The organism is Mariluticola halotolerans, from assembly GCF_021611515.1.
Classification (GTDB): domain Bacteria; phylum Pseudomonadota; class Alphaproteobacteria; order Rhizobiales; family Devosiaceae; genus Mariluticola; species Mariluticola halotolerans.
The window spans coordinates 3,117,456-3,133,717 of sequence record NZ_CP090960.1 but is presented as its reverse complement, the minus strand read 5'-3'; the positions used below and the strand labels follow the sequence as shown (position 1 = coordinate 3,133,717).

Below are 16,262 nucleotides of genomic sequence, written 5' to 3'. Positions count from 1 at the left end.
TTTGGCCTTACCAATACGAATTCCAGGACCGCGCCAGACGGGTCAGCCCCTCAAAGTAGAAATAATCGCCCCAGGCCACGCACTCATTCACACCCTCTCCACGGCAGGAATTGAACGGTGTCTTTTTGGAATAGGTGCCATGAAGCAAAAGCCCGTTGGAAACCTTCGGATCGCGCACAGCATAATCACGCCAGAGGCTGCCCAGCATCCGCCTCGCCAAAGCGCGCATTTCTCCAGCTCTGTTGATGCCCACATGGTTTGCCATCTCCAGCAAACCACAGGCGACAACAGCGGCAGACGATGAATCGCGGGGCTCGTCACCGTCAACAAACGTCAAATCCCAATAAGGCACCAGATCTGCGGGCAGACGCTCCAGATAATAGGCAAGCAGCTTCTCGAAAGTGGCAATGTAATGCGGGTTGGGGTCATAACGATAGCAATAGGCCAGCCCGGAAATGCCCCATGCCTGCCCGCGCGTCCATGCGCTCTCATCGCGATAGCCCTGCTTGGTCGCGCCACCTGCGGGTGCGCCCGTTTCAGGATCGAAGAAGAAAGTATGATACGTCGAAAAATCTTTGCGGATGGAATGCGCAAGCGTCGTGCGCGTATGCGCCAGAGCCTTCTCCCGGTATACCGGATTGTTCGTCTCTGCGCTGGCCCAGTAAAGAAGCGGCAAATTCATCAGGCAATCGATGATGTAGCGGTAGTTCCCCGGCTCGCCCATCGGCCCCCAAGCCTGCAAAAACTGGCCTTTTTCCTGAAAACGCTCAATCAGCTGATCCGCCGCCAGCAACGCGGCCCAGCGGCCATCCAGGTTCTCGGTCAACTTCCAGGCGGCCGTGCAGCTGGGCGTATATAAGAACCCCATATCGTGATGATCAGTCGCAATGCGGTTTTCAATTCGCTTCAAAAAGCTCTGAACCTGCACCTCGGCAGCAGCACGGAAGGCAATATCCCCGGTGGCTTCATATGCCAACCAGATCGAGCCGGGCCAAAACCCCGCAGTCCACTGATCATTGGGCACAGCCGGATAAAAATTATCAACGCTTGAGTGGTTCTGTGCCGCGTGGGTGAAAGTCGTCAGGTTGCGCCTGACCTGCGCGCACACGGCATCTATAGCCTCCGTCACTTCCAGATCGGAAATCATTTCAATTTCAGGACTGGTTATTACGTCAGACATAGTCATCCCTTCAGACCTGTGGAGGCGATGCCTTCAACAAAGAAGCGTTGCAGCAATAAAAACACGATGAGAACGGGAATAAGCGAGACAACAGACGCGGCCATGATCAGCCCGTATTCCTGCCCATACTGGGTAATGAACATGCGAATACCGATCTGAATGGTCTTGAGTTCAGTCCGCGTCAGATAGATCAGCGGCCCAAGAAAATCGTTCCAGGTGTTCACGAAAGTGAAGATGGTCAGTGTCGAAAGCGCCGGCATTGAAAGCGGCAACATGATGCGCCACCAGATACCGTATTCGCTCATCCCGTCGATCCGCGCCGCCTCGCACAACTCATCGGGGATGGACATGTAAAACTGGCGCATCAGAAACACGCCAAAAGCGGTAAAGGCCTGCAAAAAGATCAGCGACAAATGGCTATTGGTCAGGCCCAGCTCCCGCATCAGCAGGAATTGCGGCACCATATAAACCTGCCAGGGCATCGCAATCGTGGCGATATAGGCCAGAAACAGGGCATTCCGGTATGGAAAGCGCAGTTTCGCAAAGGCATAGGCGGCAAAGCTGGACGTCAACAATTGCAGCACGGTGACAATCACCGTCAGCTTCGCCGTATTGTAAACGAACAGGCCCAGCGGAATTTTGGTCCAGATTTCTACAAAATTCTCCCAGCGCGGCTGTTCTGGAACCCACTGGATGGGAAAGGCAAACACGTCCCTGTCGAGCTTAAGAGAGGCTGAAAGCATCCAGGCAAACGGAGCCAGCATAGTTACGGTTACCAGCGCAACCGTCAGATAGGTGAGGATAAGGCCCCATTTGACCGGTTTGCGGCGGCGCCTAAGCGGCATCGTAGTGGCTGAGCTCATGACAGGTCCTCCTCGCCGCGCTGCGACCAGCGGAACTGCACGATGGTGATCATGAGAACCAGCATGAAGAGAACCAGCGCCACCATGCTGGAATACCCCAGGTCCCAGGAAATGAACGCCTCATTGTAGATGTGATAAACCAGAACCAGGGTAGAGGTCCCCGGCCCGCCCTGGGTCAACATGTAGACCTGATCGAACACTTTGAACGAGTTGATCGTGAGGATGACCGACACAAAAAATGTGGTCGGGGCGAGCTGTGGCAAGGTGATGCGCCAGAACTTCTGCCATGCCGTTGCCCCGTCGATATCAGCAGCTTCATAAAGCTCGGAACTGATCCCCTGCAGACCCGCCAGATAGATCACCATGAAATAGCCCATGCTTTTCCACACGGAAAACATGACGATCGTTGCCATGGCCCAATGCCTGTCAGCGGCCCAGCGCGGCAAATCCTTAGGGTCGATGCCAAGGTTATAAAGCACCATATTGACCGGGCCGTACTCCGGGTTGAACAACATGTTCCAAACCACAGCAACAGCCACCAGCGAGGCCACATAAGGGAAGAAGGCAACCGTACGAAAGAAATTGCGCCCAAAAATCTTCTGGTTCAGCAGCAGCGCCAAACCAAGCGAACAAACCAGGGTCAACGGCACCGACGCCCCGGTGAAGACCAGCGTATTCCAGAATGCAGTCTGGAAAATGCGGTCCTCAAACAACTTCCAGAAATGATCGAGCCCGGCAAACTCGATGGGTGTGTTGCCGTCCCAGTGCATAAACGCCAACGCAAAGGCAAACAGGATCGGACCGAGCGTAAAAATCAGGAACCCGAGAAAATTCGGCGCAATGAATGAATAGGCGATCAGCGTATTCTGCACCCGACGACGGCGGCGGGAAACCTGAACGCGCGGCGTCTTCTTTGCTGTAGTGGCTGGCGTGCTTGCGCTCATCCTGACCTCACTCGATTCTCAGCATGAGACGCTTCGCCTTTATCGGAATCAAAACGCGAAAAATTATATCGGGCCACGCTTGGCGCAAACGGGCATCCGTGATCGCGATTTTCTCAACCCGTAAGGGACCGCCGCCCGTCACGTTGACATGCGCCAGATTGCCCAGCTGAAACCCGGACGCTGTCACCTCAGGCGACTCTTTGACCAAAAGTGAAAGTTCGGCTGAGCGCACCCCCTCATAAATGTCTTCAATCTCGACGGCATGACCGGCCACAAGGCGCACATGTCGCTTGTAGGATTTTACCTCGGCCTCAGCCGGATAAGCGCCGGCAATATCCATCATGATTTCAGGTTGAGCCGCCTGCAAACCGACCACGACATCCCTTGCCGCAAACTCGGCTCCGGCGCGTTGGCCGATCCCCGCAAAACTCGGCAGATTGTGGTAGGCGGACTGCATCGTCCACAAATCATACCGGTCTTTGGAAAAGGTTTGCGCGCTATAGGTTTCCACCCCGACATCGATCAGCAACGGCTGGCCATTCTTGTAAAGCGTGACACTGCCGACATCGTTGTGATTATGCCCGTCGCCGTTGTCTCCGGCTTTGACCGCAAGCACATAAGTCTCATCCCGCGCCACAAACAGGCCACAGCTCGGATAGTAAATATTTTCACGTTCCGGGGCTGGCGTGGCGAAAGCGGCCATTTCCGGCGCCACTTTAAGTGCAAGTAAGCGATAAAACAGATTGATTTCATTCGGATTTTCTGGCGATGGGTCGACAGAAAAATCCGCCACCGCCAAAGCACACAAACCGGCTGACCCGACGGCCTGCCCGAACAAGAACTCGCGCGCGCCACATGGCGGCAATACCGCCGAGCTGTCTGCAAAATTAATGTAGTGGTGATCCGCAACATGAACATTGACCAGATAGTCAGCCATGTTGCGGATCATCTTACCGCTCCAGACTTGGGAGAATGCGCCTGGAGAGACCGTGTCCATCACCCGCAATGCGCCCCAAAAACACAATGCCGCATGACGATAATAAAGGGGCCCTTCGTCACAGGCGCCATCTTCCGAATAATCCTTGAGAAAAGCATCAAGGCTGTGCGCTGCCTTGATCAACACGGCCCCGCGTGTCGCCTGATCAGTGGAACGCACAAAAGTGCACAACAATACGTTCTGCGTGCACCAGGGCGTCCAGTTATTCATGGGCTCATCACCGTTACCCATCCACCAGAAATGGCGGTTGAGATAGGGATGAACAATGCGCCGTTGCAGTTCACGCTCGAGCCGTTGCATCAAAAGCGGCGATGCCGCACCGAGCTGTTCACCAAGAAGATAGTCAATCACCGCCAACTGCGCGCCGGTTTCCGCAGCAAACAAATCAATCACGGGATTTTCGGGATCGGCGAGCGGTGCCCGCTTTCCGCCTCGGCTATGGGCATTGTGCGCCGGCAATTGCCAACCACGCTCACCGAGCACCAGCCATAGCCCCTCAATCAATGGCGCAATAAAGCGACCATTGCCCTCTGAAAGCTCAGCCAACACCAAATGGTTCAGACGGCGTCGACGGTCAAAATAGATATCTTCAAACGTGGCACGATCACCCGTTTGGGTAAAAAGCTGGTAGTGCGCATCGGTAAGTTCTGGCCACTCTGTCTGCGCAACGCTTTCTCCAGCAGCCACAAGTCGCGCCCGCACATCCGGCGCGATACCGGACCAAAAGCTTCGGTCCGCATAGGCCGGCCCCGGCGCAAATGCCAACAGATCATCGGCCACCGCAGACAAGCAGCCAGCGACTCCATGCCGTACATTTGCAGCGTGAGCAAGATTCGAGCTCGTAGACACGTCCCCTCCCCGGTCCGGCATCAAGTCAGGTTTGAATTTTCACATCCCGCGACGCAAAGTCAAGCAATTATTATATTTTGCGCAAATTTGCGTAATTTGCGCAAATCGCATGAATTGTGCATCTTGTGAACCGCCACAAATGACAGTACCCATGCAACAGGCATCATGCTGAATCGGCGAGACAAGTAATGAATAGGCGGGATGAGGCATTGACCGGAATAAAGACAGGAAAAGACCAGACCCGCGTAACACTGAAGGATGTCGCTGATGATGTCGGAGTTTCCATCAGCACCGTGTCGCGCGCCCTCGCCGGCGCGTCGGGTATTTCGAAAGACGTCCGTTCCCGCATTCAATCAGCAGCTGACCGTTTGAATTATGCGAGCACCGTGCCCGGCCTCGGACCGATAACCGTGCTCACTGATCTGCATCTGTCAGAAAATGCGGCCAGTGAATACATGCTGGCGGTACAGCGTGGCATCGAGCAACGCGTACGCGAACTGGGCCTCACACTCTCACTCAGCATGGTCAACTCAACCGGCACCTCGCGGATAGATTCCGGTGCGGAAACCTCAGGCTACCTTCTCCTGTCTGTGCAACAGGAAGAGCTGATTGAATTGCTCACCACGCAGAACATGCCGGCCGTCATCGTCAATGGCCGCGACCCGCTGATGCGGCTGGATGCTGTGGCGCCCGCCAACCGGACTGGTGGTTATCTGGGCGCCCGCCATTTGCTGGACCTTGGACACAAACGCATACTTACCCTCACCCATACGCCGCGCCCCACCATCCGCGATCGCGTCGCGGGCAAAGGGCGCGCCATGCGTGAGGCAGATGTTACGGAAGATCCGGACCTGACAGTAGAGCTGGCAGCGCTTCGATCCGACCTCACCTATCAGGCGATCACCGAACGTTTGAACAACAAAGCCGGGCTGGACTTCACCGCCATCTGGTGCGCGAATGACGCCTGTGCCTTTGGTGCAATCGCCGCACTCAACAGCATGGGATTTTCCGTACCAGGTGATGTATCGGTCGTCGGATTTGATGACATCCCCACCGCCGCCCTTAACTCTGTCCCCCTCACCACAATTCGTGTGGAAGCCGAAGACATTGGCGCGCGCAGCGTCAATCGCCTGATCGAACGCATCAAGGCCCAGGACAGTTTAGCCACGTACACTGAAACAGCTGTGCGCCTGGTCGCACGCAACTCCACCGGGCAGATCAGCTAACCGGTTGCTGACCATTCCGACAGATCACGCATGCCAGACCCGGGCCGGTTTCAATGTTGGGTTGGTATTCCTTGTGCGCTGCCAACAGCAATAACCAATCAAGGCTGACGCCGATCAGCCCAGCGCCTTCAAGGTCTTGCGCAGATCAGACGAAGCAATATCGAGCAAGCTGCTCATGCGCTCCCGCGCCTTGTCCGGCTGCCGCATGCGGATTGCGTCCAGAACCAGACCATGCGCATCCAGCGATTTGCTATAATTTTCCGACACATTGGTCGTCATGCGAAATGTTGCCAGCAACGCCGCGCCGATGGCATCACCAAGATTGGCGAACACCAGATTGCCACTGGCATGCAAAATGCCCTGATGAAAATCGAGATCGGCAGCAATACTGGCTTCCAGATCATCCACCGCTGCGGCCCGCATCGCGTGATACGCATCTTCAATCGAGGCAACATCACGCGCCGTACAGACCCGCGCCGCCAGCTCGGCAGCTGCAGGCTCAACCAGTCGCCGGGCCTCTGTCAGGTCGAGAATGAACTTGGCATCTGGTTCCGCCGCACTCATCCACGACAAAACGTCAGGATCCAGCAAATGCCAACGGTCGCGCGGCAACACGATGGTTCCCGTTCTCTGCCGGGTTTCCAGCAAGCCTTTGGCCACCAGCGTCCGCACAGCCTCTCGCAATACAGTACGACTGATATCAAACTCCGACATCAGCTCAGCTTCAGCAGGCATGATTTTGCTCTGAAAATACTCGCCACCCAGAATGCGCTGGGCCAGCACGCGTGTGACACGCTCGCGAATACCTTCATTGCGGGCCGGACTGCGCTGGGGGCCAACAATGGTTTGAATATCAGGCGGCAACAGGATCAACCCCTCGTTCTCAATGCTTCCGTACCAGATTGGTCTCTTTGTAAACCATCCCGACCGGTCTCGATAGCGTCACCCGAATTCAAGCCTGCAAGAAGTGAGGATAACCCACCCCGGCAATCCCTGCCCTGCGCAATTACTCGTGGTAGAGAGCAGAGCGACCACCATCAATTGTGATCACCTCGGCATTTATAAACCGGGCCTCATCTGAGGCAAGGAAAAGCGCGGTATTGGCCACTTCTTCCGGTTGCCCAATACGCCCGGGCGGGTGCAAATCGTTGGCGCGCTGCCGCTCTGCCGCTGGGTCATCGAATCTGTTCCAGTAATCGCGGGCAATCTGCGTCTCAATATATCCCGGCGCAATGGCGTTCACCCGGATCCCCTCACGCGCATATTCAATCGCCAGGGACCGGGTTAGCCCAATCAGGGCGTGTTTGGCTACCGGATAGGGAAAGGTATGCGGAATGATCTTGAATGAATGCGTACTGGCAATATTCACGATGCTCCCGCCGCCAGCGGCGCGCATTGCAGGCAATACCGAGCGCGCACATAGCCAGGCGGCTTCCAGATCAAGCCGCAAACACCGGTCCCATTCCTCATCCGGCATTTCCAAAGGTTTGTAAAAAACGTTGGCACCCGCGTTATTGACCAGAATATGGGCCGGACCGAATGCATCCACACTTGCCTCCAGCGCGTCCGCAATCTGCACCTTGTCCGTTACATCGCAAGCAAAGAACCGCGCCACACCGCCATCACGCACGATCCGCTCAGCAGTTGCATTCCCCGTTTCCTCGGAACGTTCCCAAATGGCAACCTGCGCACCTTCCCGCGCGAAACATTCTGCGATAGCTGCCCCGATCCCCTGGCCAGCACCGGTGACGATCACTGTCTTTCCGCTTAAACGTGCCATATCCTACCAATCCAGAATTGTACCATCAGGACCGATTGCGGCTGTCGCCGCAAGCTGTTCCTGTTCAAACGGATGCGCCGCGATCACAGCCTCGTCCACATCAATACCCAACCCCGGCGCCTCTGGCACGGCCCAACGCCCTGCCTGCCGTTGAATGGGCCATTGAACCACATCATCGTACCACTCAACAGCACCCACCATTTCTTCCTGAATAATCACATTCGGCGTGGCGATGCCGAAATGCAGTGCCGCAACGCCCGCAATTGGACCGAGCGGATTATGCGGCGCAAGACCAATCCCTGCGGTTTCGGCCATTGCCGCAATTTTGCGCGCTTCCCAGATGCCACCCGTGTGCACAATATCCGGCTGCGCAATATCAAAGGCTCGTTGCCGGATTGCTGGCTCAAATTCACGACGCCCCACCAGACGCTCGCCCGATGCGATCGGCACCAGCCCCTCTGCAGTCAAAACGGCATGCCCTTCAATATTCTCGGGCGGCAACGGCTCCTCAGCGAACATGATTCCGTGAGGGGCAATCACCCGCAGCAAATCCCGCGCCGCCGCGGTGGATGCCGGGCGACCATGGAAATCCACCATGATATCAACCTCATCCCCAACCGTGCTGCGCAAGTCGCCCAACATGCGATCCAGATTATCCAGGGCTTTGCGTTCAGACACGTAATGCGTATAGGGCACGCAAACGATTTTGACTGCGTCATATCCCAGTTCCAGCACCTTCTGAGTATGCTCTCTAAGAGACACGCCATCCATCGAGTTATAGACCGCTTGCTGATCCCCCATGCCCAAATGCGTATAAGTGCGCAGATATTCGCGGGTTTTGCCGCCCAGGAGCCGCCAAACCGGGCTCATCAGCGATTTACCCAATATGTCCCAGAGCGCAATCTCAATACCGCTGATGGCGCTCATCCCCACAACGCCCAGTCGCCAAAATCCATGGCGCATCATGCGCTGATAATTCTGTTCGATATCGCGGGGGTCCATGCCAAGCAGTAACGGCTCGAGATCCTGCACCGCACCCGCCACCGCACGGGTCTTCCATTCCAGTGTCGCTTCACCCCACCCGGTCAACCCGGGTTGATCGGTTTCCACTTTCACAAAAATCCAGTTACGCAAGCCCGCATGACAGACCATCGGAGTGATTTTTGTAATTTTCATGCCAGCACCATAATTCCCTAAACACCAGATCTCCGCCTTATCCAGACGCAAAACCCGGCAACCTCCCGTAACGCATAAATTTCTTATATAGTACGATTTATTTCTTGCAAAGGTACTATTTTTAAACTAGTCAGATTTTGTTTACATCCTTGGGAGGAACTTATGAAAGTTTTCAATATGGCGGCAGCTTGTCTGGCCGCCAGCCTGATGGCATCACCCGCAATGGCGCAGGACTCAGAACTCACCATTGGCGCAATCTATCTCGATGCCCAGGGCTATTATGCCGCTGTGCGTGCCGGTCTCGACGATCGGGCAGCAGCGCTGGAAAAACCCATCAATGTCATTGAAACCAATGCCCGTGGCGATGTTTCGAAGGAAAGCTCCTTCATCAACACGCTCACGGCCGCTGGCGTTGACGCCATCATCATTTCAGCCGTGTCGTCCGATGGGTCGGTACGCGCCGTTGAGAATGCGCGCGAACGCGGCATCAAGGTGGTTTGCTACAACACCTGCATCAACGAAGAAGCCATGAAAGAAAACGTATTTGCCTACGCTGTTGGCGATCCGTTCAAGTTTGGTGAAATGATTGGTGCGCATGCAGCCGCCTATATCAAGGAAAACAACATCGCCAACCCCAAGATCGGCGTCGTGAATTGCGAACAGTTTGAGGTCTGCGTGACACGCCGCGAAGGCTTTGAAGCAGCACTTGGCGCTGCCGGTATCGAGGGTTGGGAAATTGTTGCCAATCAGGAAGGCACCGAACTCGACAAGGCCATCTCAACCGGCGAGCAGATCCTTTCCGCGAACCCTGAGGTCACCATTCTGTTCGGCGAGTCAGGCGGTGCCACTCTCGGTGCAGTCAAAGCTGTTGAAAACAGCGGCAAAACCGGCAGTGTTGTGGTGTTCGGTTCCGACATGACCACCGAAATCGCTGAAGCTCTCAAGGACAACACGATCCTTAAAGGCGTCGTCGACATCTCGGGCAAGCAAATGGGCGCTCTCGCTCTCGACCTCGCGCTCAAAGCTGTAAACGACGAAAGCTCTGATCTGATCGTTCAGGCACCCATCGGGCTTTACACAAGCACGGATGAAGCGGCTGAATGGCTGGAAACACATCCCGACGGCCTGTCATAACCGTATCGAGCACATCACATAGGGGCACCAGCGGTCAGCGCTGGTGCACCCCTGACTGCACACGAGGTGGCCCGTGACAAACGCAATTCCCGCAATCTCCGCAACAGGCATCTCCAAGCGCTATCCTGGCGTGGTTGCCCTCGACCAGGTATCCCTGGTTATTGAGCCTGGTGAGGTTCGCGCCGTTCTCGGCAAGAACGGGGCAGGCAAATCGACGCTGATCAAAGCCTTGACTGGCGCGGAAACACCCGACGCTGGCGATGTGCTGATCAACGGCTCTGCCCTCGATGCAAATCCGGAGCACCGAACCCGGCAATCCGCAGCTTTAGGCGTATGCCCTGTCTATCAGGAGCTGAGCCTGGTCCCCGACATGACGGTGGCCGAAAACATGTTTCTGGGCAATTGGCCGCGTAACGGCACGCATATCGACAGGCAGGCGCTCCATGCACGTGCAGCCGCCGTTGTAAAAGACCTCAATTTCCCGCTCGACCCGCACCAGACCATCAGAAATCTTGGCCCCGCCAAGCGTCAGATGGTCGAAATCGCACGCGCCATGGCTGGCGAACCGCGTCTCATCATACTGGACGAGCCTACCAGTTCGCTCGCCGCAGAAGAAGTCGAACTGCTTTTCAGCGCCATCCGCACAATGGCCAAACGCGGCGCCGCCATCCTCTATGTCAGCCATCGCATGAAAGAAATCCGTGCCATTGCCGATACAGCAACAGTGCTGCGGGATGGCAAGCTGGTCGATACATTCACAGTCGCCGACGTAACCACCGAGCAGGTGGTGGAGATGATGCTCGGCAATGCAATCGGTAAAATCAACCCGGTCATGAGTTCACCCGAACTGGGCGATGCCGTGCTCAATGTCAAAGGTTTGTCGATCCCCGGCAAGGTGCACGATATAGCCTTTGACGTTCGGCGTGGCGAAGTGCTCGGTATTGCCGGGCTTCTCGGGTCCGGACGCACGGAAATACTGTCAGCCATTGCAGGTCTGATCGACCCTGCCTCCGGCGAAATGACTTATTGCGGGAAGCCGCTTAAAGAGAGCTACATCAGGCGGATTCGCATGGGCATTGCCATCACCCCCGAAAGTCGCAAGGAAGACGGCATATTCCCCGGCCTCGGTGTGGACGAGAACGTCGTTCTGGCCGATCCGAAAAGGGTATCGGCCGCCGGCATCTTCAGTGCCGACCGCATCAAGCAGGCAACGCGCAAAATCATCGAGAAAATGAGCGTAAAAACAGCCAGCCAGTCTTCTCATATCGGCACGCTGTCAGGCGGTAATCAACAAAAAATCGTCATCGGTCGCTGGATCTATGCCGGCGCAGACCTTCTCTTGCTGGATGAACCGACAAGGGGCGTTGATGTGGAAGCCAAGGCCCAGATTTACGACCTCGTACGCGGCCTGGCGAATGAAGGAAAATCCGTAATTTTTGTGTCCAGCGAAGTGGAAGAACTGCCGCTGGTATGCGACCGCGTTCTGGTTTTGAAGGATGGCACTCTTACGGACGAGTTCACCGCGCCGAACATCGATCCGGACAAGCTGCTGAGCGCGACAATAAACTAATGGGAGACCGTAATGAGTAACACAGCAGCCAAAGACAGACGGCTCAGCAACTTCGTCACCTCACACCTCAACGAGATCGGCCTTCTCGTCGTCATCGCCTTGTTGTACCTGGTGTTCAGCAATTCCGCACATGGTTTCATGTCGATCTATAATCAGCAGAACATCCTGCGCGACGCAGCCGCCCTCGGCATTGCCGCAGCCGGCGCCACGTTGATTATTGTAGCCGGCGAAATCGATGTCAGCGTCGGGCCCATGGTGGCTTTTCTGTCGGTGGTTCTCGCGTTTCTTCTGCGTTGGGACGTAACGATCTTCCTCGCCATCCCCTTGTCGATGATAGCAGGCATCGGCCTGGGTTCCATCGCGGGCGTGCTACGTGGATATTTCAACGTCCCCTCCTTCGTTGCCACCCTCGGCTTGTGGAGTGCATTGCGCGGCCTCGCCCTGTTCTTCACAAACGCATTGCCAGTGTCGTTCCCGCGCAATCCCGTTCTCGATGCCATTGACGATGAATTGCTGGGCCTCCCGGTTGCAGCCTGGATCATGCTGGCCGTCTTTGCGATATTCGCCTTTATTGCTCAGAAAACCGTTTATGGACGTTCTGTTTATGCCGTCGGCGGCAATGCCAATGCCGCCCACCTCACCGGCATTCCCGTCAAACGCATTCGCGTGATCCTGTTCGCAACTGCCGGTTTGCTGGCAGCTCTCTCCGCGGTCCTGCTCACAGCCCGCCTCGGGTCGGGTAATGCCGGTGCAGCAACCGGTCTGGAATTTGACGTGATCGCAGCGGTCGTTATTGGCGGCACCGCGCTGTCTGGCGGACGCGGTACGCTGCTGGGCACATTCCTGGGCGTGATGGTGATCACATTGATCGGCAATGGTCTGGTACTGCTTGGCATCAACCCGTTCTTCCAGGAAGTCATCCGCGGCGTCATCATCGTCGTGGCCGTTCTCTTGAATATTGCGGTTGGTGAACGCAACGCCAAGCGCGCAGCACAACAGGGATAAGATCATGGCAACGACTATGCTTGGTGCATTTCTGCCCGGAAACGCCACCGTGGACATGCGCGAGATCGCGATACCGGAGCCAGGCATCGGCCAGGTTCTGCTCAAGGTGAAAGCCAGCGGAATCTGCGGCTCCGATATCCACTACATCTACCATGAACACAAAGGCGACAAGACCAAGGGCACCGCCTATCTGGATGTCGTTGCCGGTCATGAACCTTGCGGTCAGGTTGTCAAATGCGGCCCCGGCACACGCCACTTCACCGAAGGAGACCGGGCCGTTGTCTATCACATCTCCGGATGTGGATTCTGCCGGAACTGCCGCAAGGGTTTCCAGATCTCATGCACCAGCCCCAAACGCCAGGCCTATGGCTGGCAACGCGATGGCGGACATGCAGAATATCTTCTGGCCGATGAAAAGGACCTGATCGCTCTGCCCGACAGCCTGTCATACGCTGATGGAAGCTTCATCTCCTGTGGTGTTGGCACCGCCTACGAAGGCGTGTTACGCGCCCGGATTTCCGGCTCGGACACCGTGCTGATCGTTGGTCTTGGCCCCGTCGGACTGGCCGCAGCGCTTCTGGCCAAAGGCAAAGGTGCCCGCAAGGTGATTGGTGTCGATGTGCAAGCAGAGCGACGGCAGGAAGCGGAAAAACTTGGCCTTGTGGACCACACGCTGGGCGCAGATGGTGATGCTTTGGCCAAGGTCCGCGAACTCACACAAGGAGGCGCAACGCGCACTATCGATTGTTCCGGCAACCCGAACGGTCGCCTGTTGGCACTGCAAGGCTCCGCTGAATGGGGCCGGACCGTATTCCTTGGCGAAACCGGGCATGTGCAATTCCAGGTCTCCGACGACCTGATGCACAAACAACGGACCCTCATCGGCTCCTGGGTCACCAGCCTCTCCAACATGGAACAATGTTGCGACGATCTTGTCGCCTGGGGTCAGCATCCCGACAAGATTGTCACGCACAGGTTCACCCTTGATGAGGCCCCCGCAGCTTATGCCCTGATGGCAGAGGGCAAATGCGGCAAGGTAATCGTCGAACCTGACGGCCCCCAATCGTGACGATCACGACACTCACAAATGGTGACTGGCGCATTCGCGTCAGTACGCAAGGCGGAGCCATCGTTGATGGATATTGGCGGAACCAGCCGGTTTTTCGTCCCTATCCAGAAGCAACAGCTGACAACATAGAGACTTTGAAATGCGGCTCGTTCCCGCTCGTCCCCTTTGGCAACCGGGTCGCCGGAAATGCTTTTGAGGTCAATGGCCGTCGCTACCACCTGACCCCCAACACCGATTGGGACCCGCTTTATCTGCATGGCGATGCATGGCTCCGGCAATGGCAAAAAGCCAGCAAAGCGCCTGCCAGCATGGAACTTTCCTGCACGCACGAAAGCGACACCTACACCTACAAGGCTGAACAAGTTTTTGAGCTGAAAAACGACACGCTCTCCTTGGTCCTTTCTGTCCGCAATACCGGCGCGCGCGCAATGCCCTTTGGTCTCGGACATCATCCTTTTTTCGCACTGACGCCTGAAACAACGCTTAGAGCGGACGCCGAAGCATACTGGACCGAAAGGCAGAACTTTCTGCCGGACCAACGTCGGGAAATCCCAAAAAAACTCGATTTTTCCAAGCCGGCGGCAATTCCGGATGAATGGATAAATAACGGTTTCGACGGTTGGAACGGCGAGGCAATCATTCAATGGCCGGAGCGCAATTCCGCCCTGACGATCACCTGCAGTGAGAATTTTAACCGGTTTTTCCTGTTTCACTCGGACACAGAGTTTGAGCCCGGTTTCAAGAATGACTATTTCTGCTTCGAGCCCATGACCCATGACGCCGACGGGCATCCGCGGTTCGCAGATAGCGGACTTGTATTGCTTGAACCGGGTCAGGAACTGACCACACATATGGCCTTGCAAATGCGCGCCCTGTAGCTGCCGCTCCAATCCGCAGCTTGAAACAAACCGCAGAAGCCGCCGTTGGACATAGAACAGGCTAAGAGGTCGTCACCCCCAAAATCAGCGCTTCACGTAGCGCCACCAGTGGCGGCATGTCCACATGTTCTGCAAGGGTCACAAACCCGATCTGGATGGGGGGCAAAACAAGATCAGGAACGTCCAGCGCACACATTTCGCCAACTTCTATTTGCCGGGCAAGAGCCATTTGCGGCACACAGGTCAGCGCTTCTAGTTGCCGGGCGAAGATCATCAAGGCATTGGGATCTGCGGCAATTTCAGCAATGGGCTGAGGCGCAGCAATACCATGGTTGCGTAACCCTGCCTCCAAAGCCACACGGTTATTCGACTCGTCATCGGGCAGAACCCATGGCCATTTGACGAGTTCATCAACAGATACAGGACCACGCGCTGCGAGCGGATGCGATGTCGAACAGGCAAGCACCAGGTCAGTGCGTGCCAACGGCACATGCCTGAGGGCTGATGCCATCTGGTGCGGCAGGCGGTCCCAGTCAACCCGGCCTACATAGCAATCAAGTTCTCCGTCCCAAAGCGCCTGCATCATGTCGCTCACAATCCCGGTGAGGAAGCGAAAGCGCACTTGCTTGCCGCCCAGATGAAGCTGGCGCAACGCATCAGGGATTAGTTGAAATGTCAGTGCCGGATTGGTGCCCACCCGCAGGATCATGGGCTGATCGGTCTGCAACTCCTTTACCAGATGATCGAAGGTCGCAAGACCGGAACGGGCACGTTGAAGCGCCAGCCGCCCCGCCTCGGTAAGCGCCACCCCCCGAACCGATCGCGTCACCAATTCGGTTCCGAAAGCATATTCGAGATCCTTCACCATCTGGGAGACCGCAGGCTGTGTAAGATTGAGGATATTACCTACCCCCCGAAGCGACCCATATTGGTCGATCAACGCCAGCAGACGAAGATGACGCAGGCGCAAGCGGTCAATATGCTGCAATGAGTAAGCCATAAGCAAAACCTATCACATTCAAGAAACTTCTGACTATTTCTTTTCACACGATACGCTAGCGTTCAGGGGCACTGCGACCGGCCGCCTGCTGCGGTGTGAGAAAGGCAGAAGGGGACAAAAGAGCCCCCGAGGGGAGAATCTCATGCGACGTGCAAACATCGTCTCAGGCATTATATTGGCTCTGTCAGGCCTTGTTATGCTGGGTCTAGTCATTCCCTGGCAGATTGAGGAAGGTCCGCCAGGCATGATGTCGCCACGGCTTGTTCCGGGCATGATGATGGCACTGGTTGTCGGCCTCTCCTGCCTGCTCGCATACAACAATTGGCGCGCAAAAGCGGCACCTGAAGACCGGTTTCCCATCTCCTGGCCTGAGTTGGCCGCTTTGGGCAAATTGGGTGGTGTTTTCGCAGCCTCAATCGTTTTGTATTTCTGGGTGGCGCCGTTCGCCGCAGGACTTGCCCTGATGGTCGGCGCACTTCTGGTTTTCGGCGAGCGCCGGCTCAGCATCATCATTCTCTTGCCCGCAGCATTCATGCTCTCGATCTGGCTCCTTTTCTACAAGGTGCTGGGCACGGCAATCATTTGAGGGCG

The 16,262-nt window shown here is 56.2% G+C and carries 15 protein-coding genes; 7 read left to right on the top strand and 8 right to left on the bottom strand.

Annotation, left to right across the window (positions count from 1 at the left end; translation table 11 throughout):
- Positions 1 to 7 precede the first annotated feature (7 nt).
- Genes L1P08_RS14965 through L1P08_RS14950 form a run of 4 tightly spaced genes read right to left on the bottom strand, consistent with a single transcriptional unit; the run spans position 8 to position 4,773 of the window.
- Entirely contained in the window at positions 8 to 1,180 is a 1,173-nt protein-coding gene (locus L1P08_RS14965; protein ID WP_303617791.1) for a glycoside hydrolase family 88 protein, read from the bottom strand.
- A 2-nt stretch (positions 1,181 to 1,182) separates the two neighbouring features.
- Positions 1,183 to 2,025, bottom strand: coding sequence for a carbohydrate ABC transporter permease (locus tag L1P08_RS14960; protein WP_303619591.1), 843 nt, complete (start codon positions 2,023 to 2,025; stop codon positions 1,183 to 1,185).
- 14 nt (positions 2,026 to 2,039) lie between these two features.
- Complete coding sequence (locus tag L1P08_RS14955; RefSeq protein WP_303617790.1) at positions 2,040 to 2,987, bottom strand: carbohydrate ABC transporter permease; 948 nt, start codon at positions 2,985 to 2,987, stop codon at positions 2,040 to 2,042.
- A 7-nt stretch (positions 2,988 to 2,994) separates the two neighbouring features.
- Complete coding sequence (locus tag L1P08_RS14950) at positions 2,995 to 4,773, bottom strand: heparinase II/III domain-containing protein (RefSeq protein ID WP_303617789.1); 1,779 nt, start codon at positions 4,771 to 4,773, stop codon at positions 2,995 to 2,997.
- Between the two features lie 269 nt (positions 4,774 to 5,042).
- Here L1P08_RS14950 and L1P08_RS14945 point away from each other — a divergent pair, with 269 nt between their 5' ends.
- Positions 5,043 to 6,059, top strand: coding sequence for a LacI family DNA-binding transcriptional regulator (locus L1P08_RS14945; protein ID WP_303617788.1), 1,017 nt, complete (start codon positions 5,043 to 5,045; stop codon positions 6,057 to 6,059).
- A gap of 114 nt (positions 6,060 to 6,173) precedes the next feature.
- Here the strand turns inward: L1P08_RS14945 and L1P08_RS14940 are convergent, their stop codons facing one another.
- From L1P08_RS14940 to dgoD, 3 genes are all read right to left on the bottom strand, one after another.
- The gene (locus L1P08_RS14940; protein ID WP_303617787.1) at positions 6,174 to 6,923 is read right to left on the bottom strand and encodes a FadR/GntR family transcriptional regulator; all 750 of its coding nucleotides are present in this window, start codon (positions 6,921 to 6,923) and stop codon (positions 6,174 to 6,176) included.
- 142 nt (positions 6,924 to 7,065) lie between these two features.
- On the bottom strand, positions 7,066 to 7,839 hold the full coding sequence (locus L1P08_RS14935; RefSeq protein WP_303617786.1) for an SDR family oxidoreductase: 774 nt from the start codon (positions 7,837 to 7,839) through the stop codon (positions 7,066 to 7,068).
- 3 nt (positions 7,840 to 7,842) lie between these two features.
- On the bottom strand, positions 7,843 to 9,015 hold the full coding sequence (dgoD, locus tag L1P08_RS14930) for a galactonate dehydratase (protein WP_303617785.1): 1,173 nt from the start codon (positions 9,013 to 9,015) through the stop codon (positions 7,843 to 7,845).
- A gap of 162 nt (positions 9,016 to 9,177) precedes the next feature.
- Between dgoD and L1P08_RS14925 the strand changes: the two genes are divergently transcribed.
- The 5 genes from L1P08_RS14925 (at position 9,178) to L1P08_RS14905 (ending at position 14,671) form a co-directional block, all read left to right on the top strand.
- Positions 9,178 to 10,149: a substrate-binding domain-containing protein gene (locus L1P08_RS14925; RefSeq protein ID WP_303617784.1), complete on the top strand. Its 972-nt coding sequence runs from the start codon at positions 9,178 to 9,180 to the stop codon at positions 10,147 to 10,149.
- 73 nt (positions 10,150 to 10,222) lie between these two features.
- Entirely contained in the window at positions 10,223 to 11,719 is a 1,497-nt protein-coding gene (locus L1P08_RS14920; RefSeq protein ID WP_303617783.1) for a sugar ABC transporter ATP-binding protein, read from the top strand.
- Between the two features lie 12 nt (positions 11,720 to 11,731).
- Positions 11,732 to 12,724: an ABC transporter permease gene (locus L1P08_RS14915; RefSeq protein ID WP_303617782.1), complete on the top strand. Its 993-nt coding sequence runs from the start codon at positions 11,732 to 11,734 to the stop codon at positions 12,722 to 12,724.
- Positions 12,725 to 12,728: 4 nt separating this feature from the next.
- On the top strand, positions 12,729 to 13,793 hold the full coding sequence (locus L1P08_RS14910; protein WP_303617781.1) for a zinc-dependent alcohol dehydrogenase family protein: 1,065 nt from the start codon (positions 12,729 to 12,731) through the stop codon (positions 13,791 to 13,793).
- Positions 13,790 to 14,671: an aldose 1-epimerase gene (locus tag L1P08_RS14905; protein WP_303617780.1), complete on the top strand. Its 882-nt coding sequence runs from the start codon at positions 13,790 to 13,792 to the stop codon at positions 14,669 to 14,671. Before L1P08_RS14910 ends, L1P08_RS14905 begins: the two co-directional genes overlap by 4 nt.
- A gap of 61 nt (positions 14,672 to 14,732) precedes the next feature.
- Here the strand turns inward: L1P08_RS14905 and L1P08_RS14900 are convergent, their stop codons facing one another.
- Positions 14,733 to 15,671 carry a LysR family transcriptional regulator gene (locus L1P08_RS14900; protein WP_303617779.1) on the bottom strand — a complete coding sequence of 313 codons (939 nt, stop codon included), beginning with the start codon at positions 15,669 to 15,671 and terminating at the stop codon, positions 14,733 to 14,735.
- A gap of 142 nt (positions 15,672 to 15,813) precedes the next feature.
- Here L1P08_RS14900 and L1P08_RS14895 point away from each other — a divergent pair, with 142 nt between their 5' ends.
- Positions 15,814 to 16,257: a tripartite tricarboxylate transporter TctB family protein gene (locus L1P08_RS14895; RefSeq protein WP_303617778.1), complete on the top strand. Its 444-nt coding sequence runs from the start codon at positions 15,814 to 15,816 to the stop codon at positions 16,255 to 16,257.
- The last annotated feature ends 5 nt before the right edge of the window (positions 16,258 to 16,262 follow it).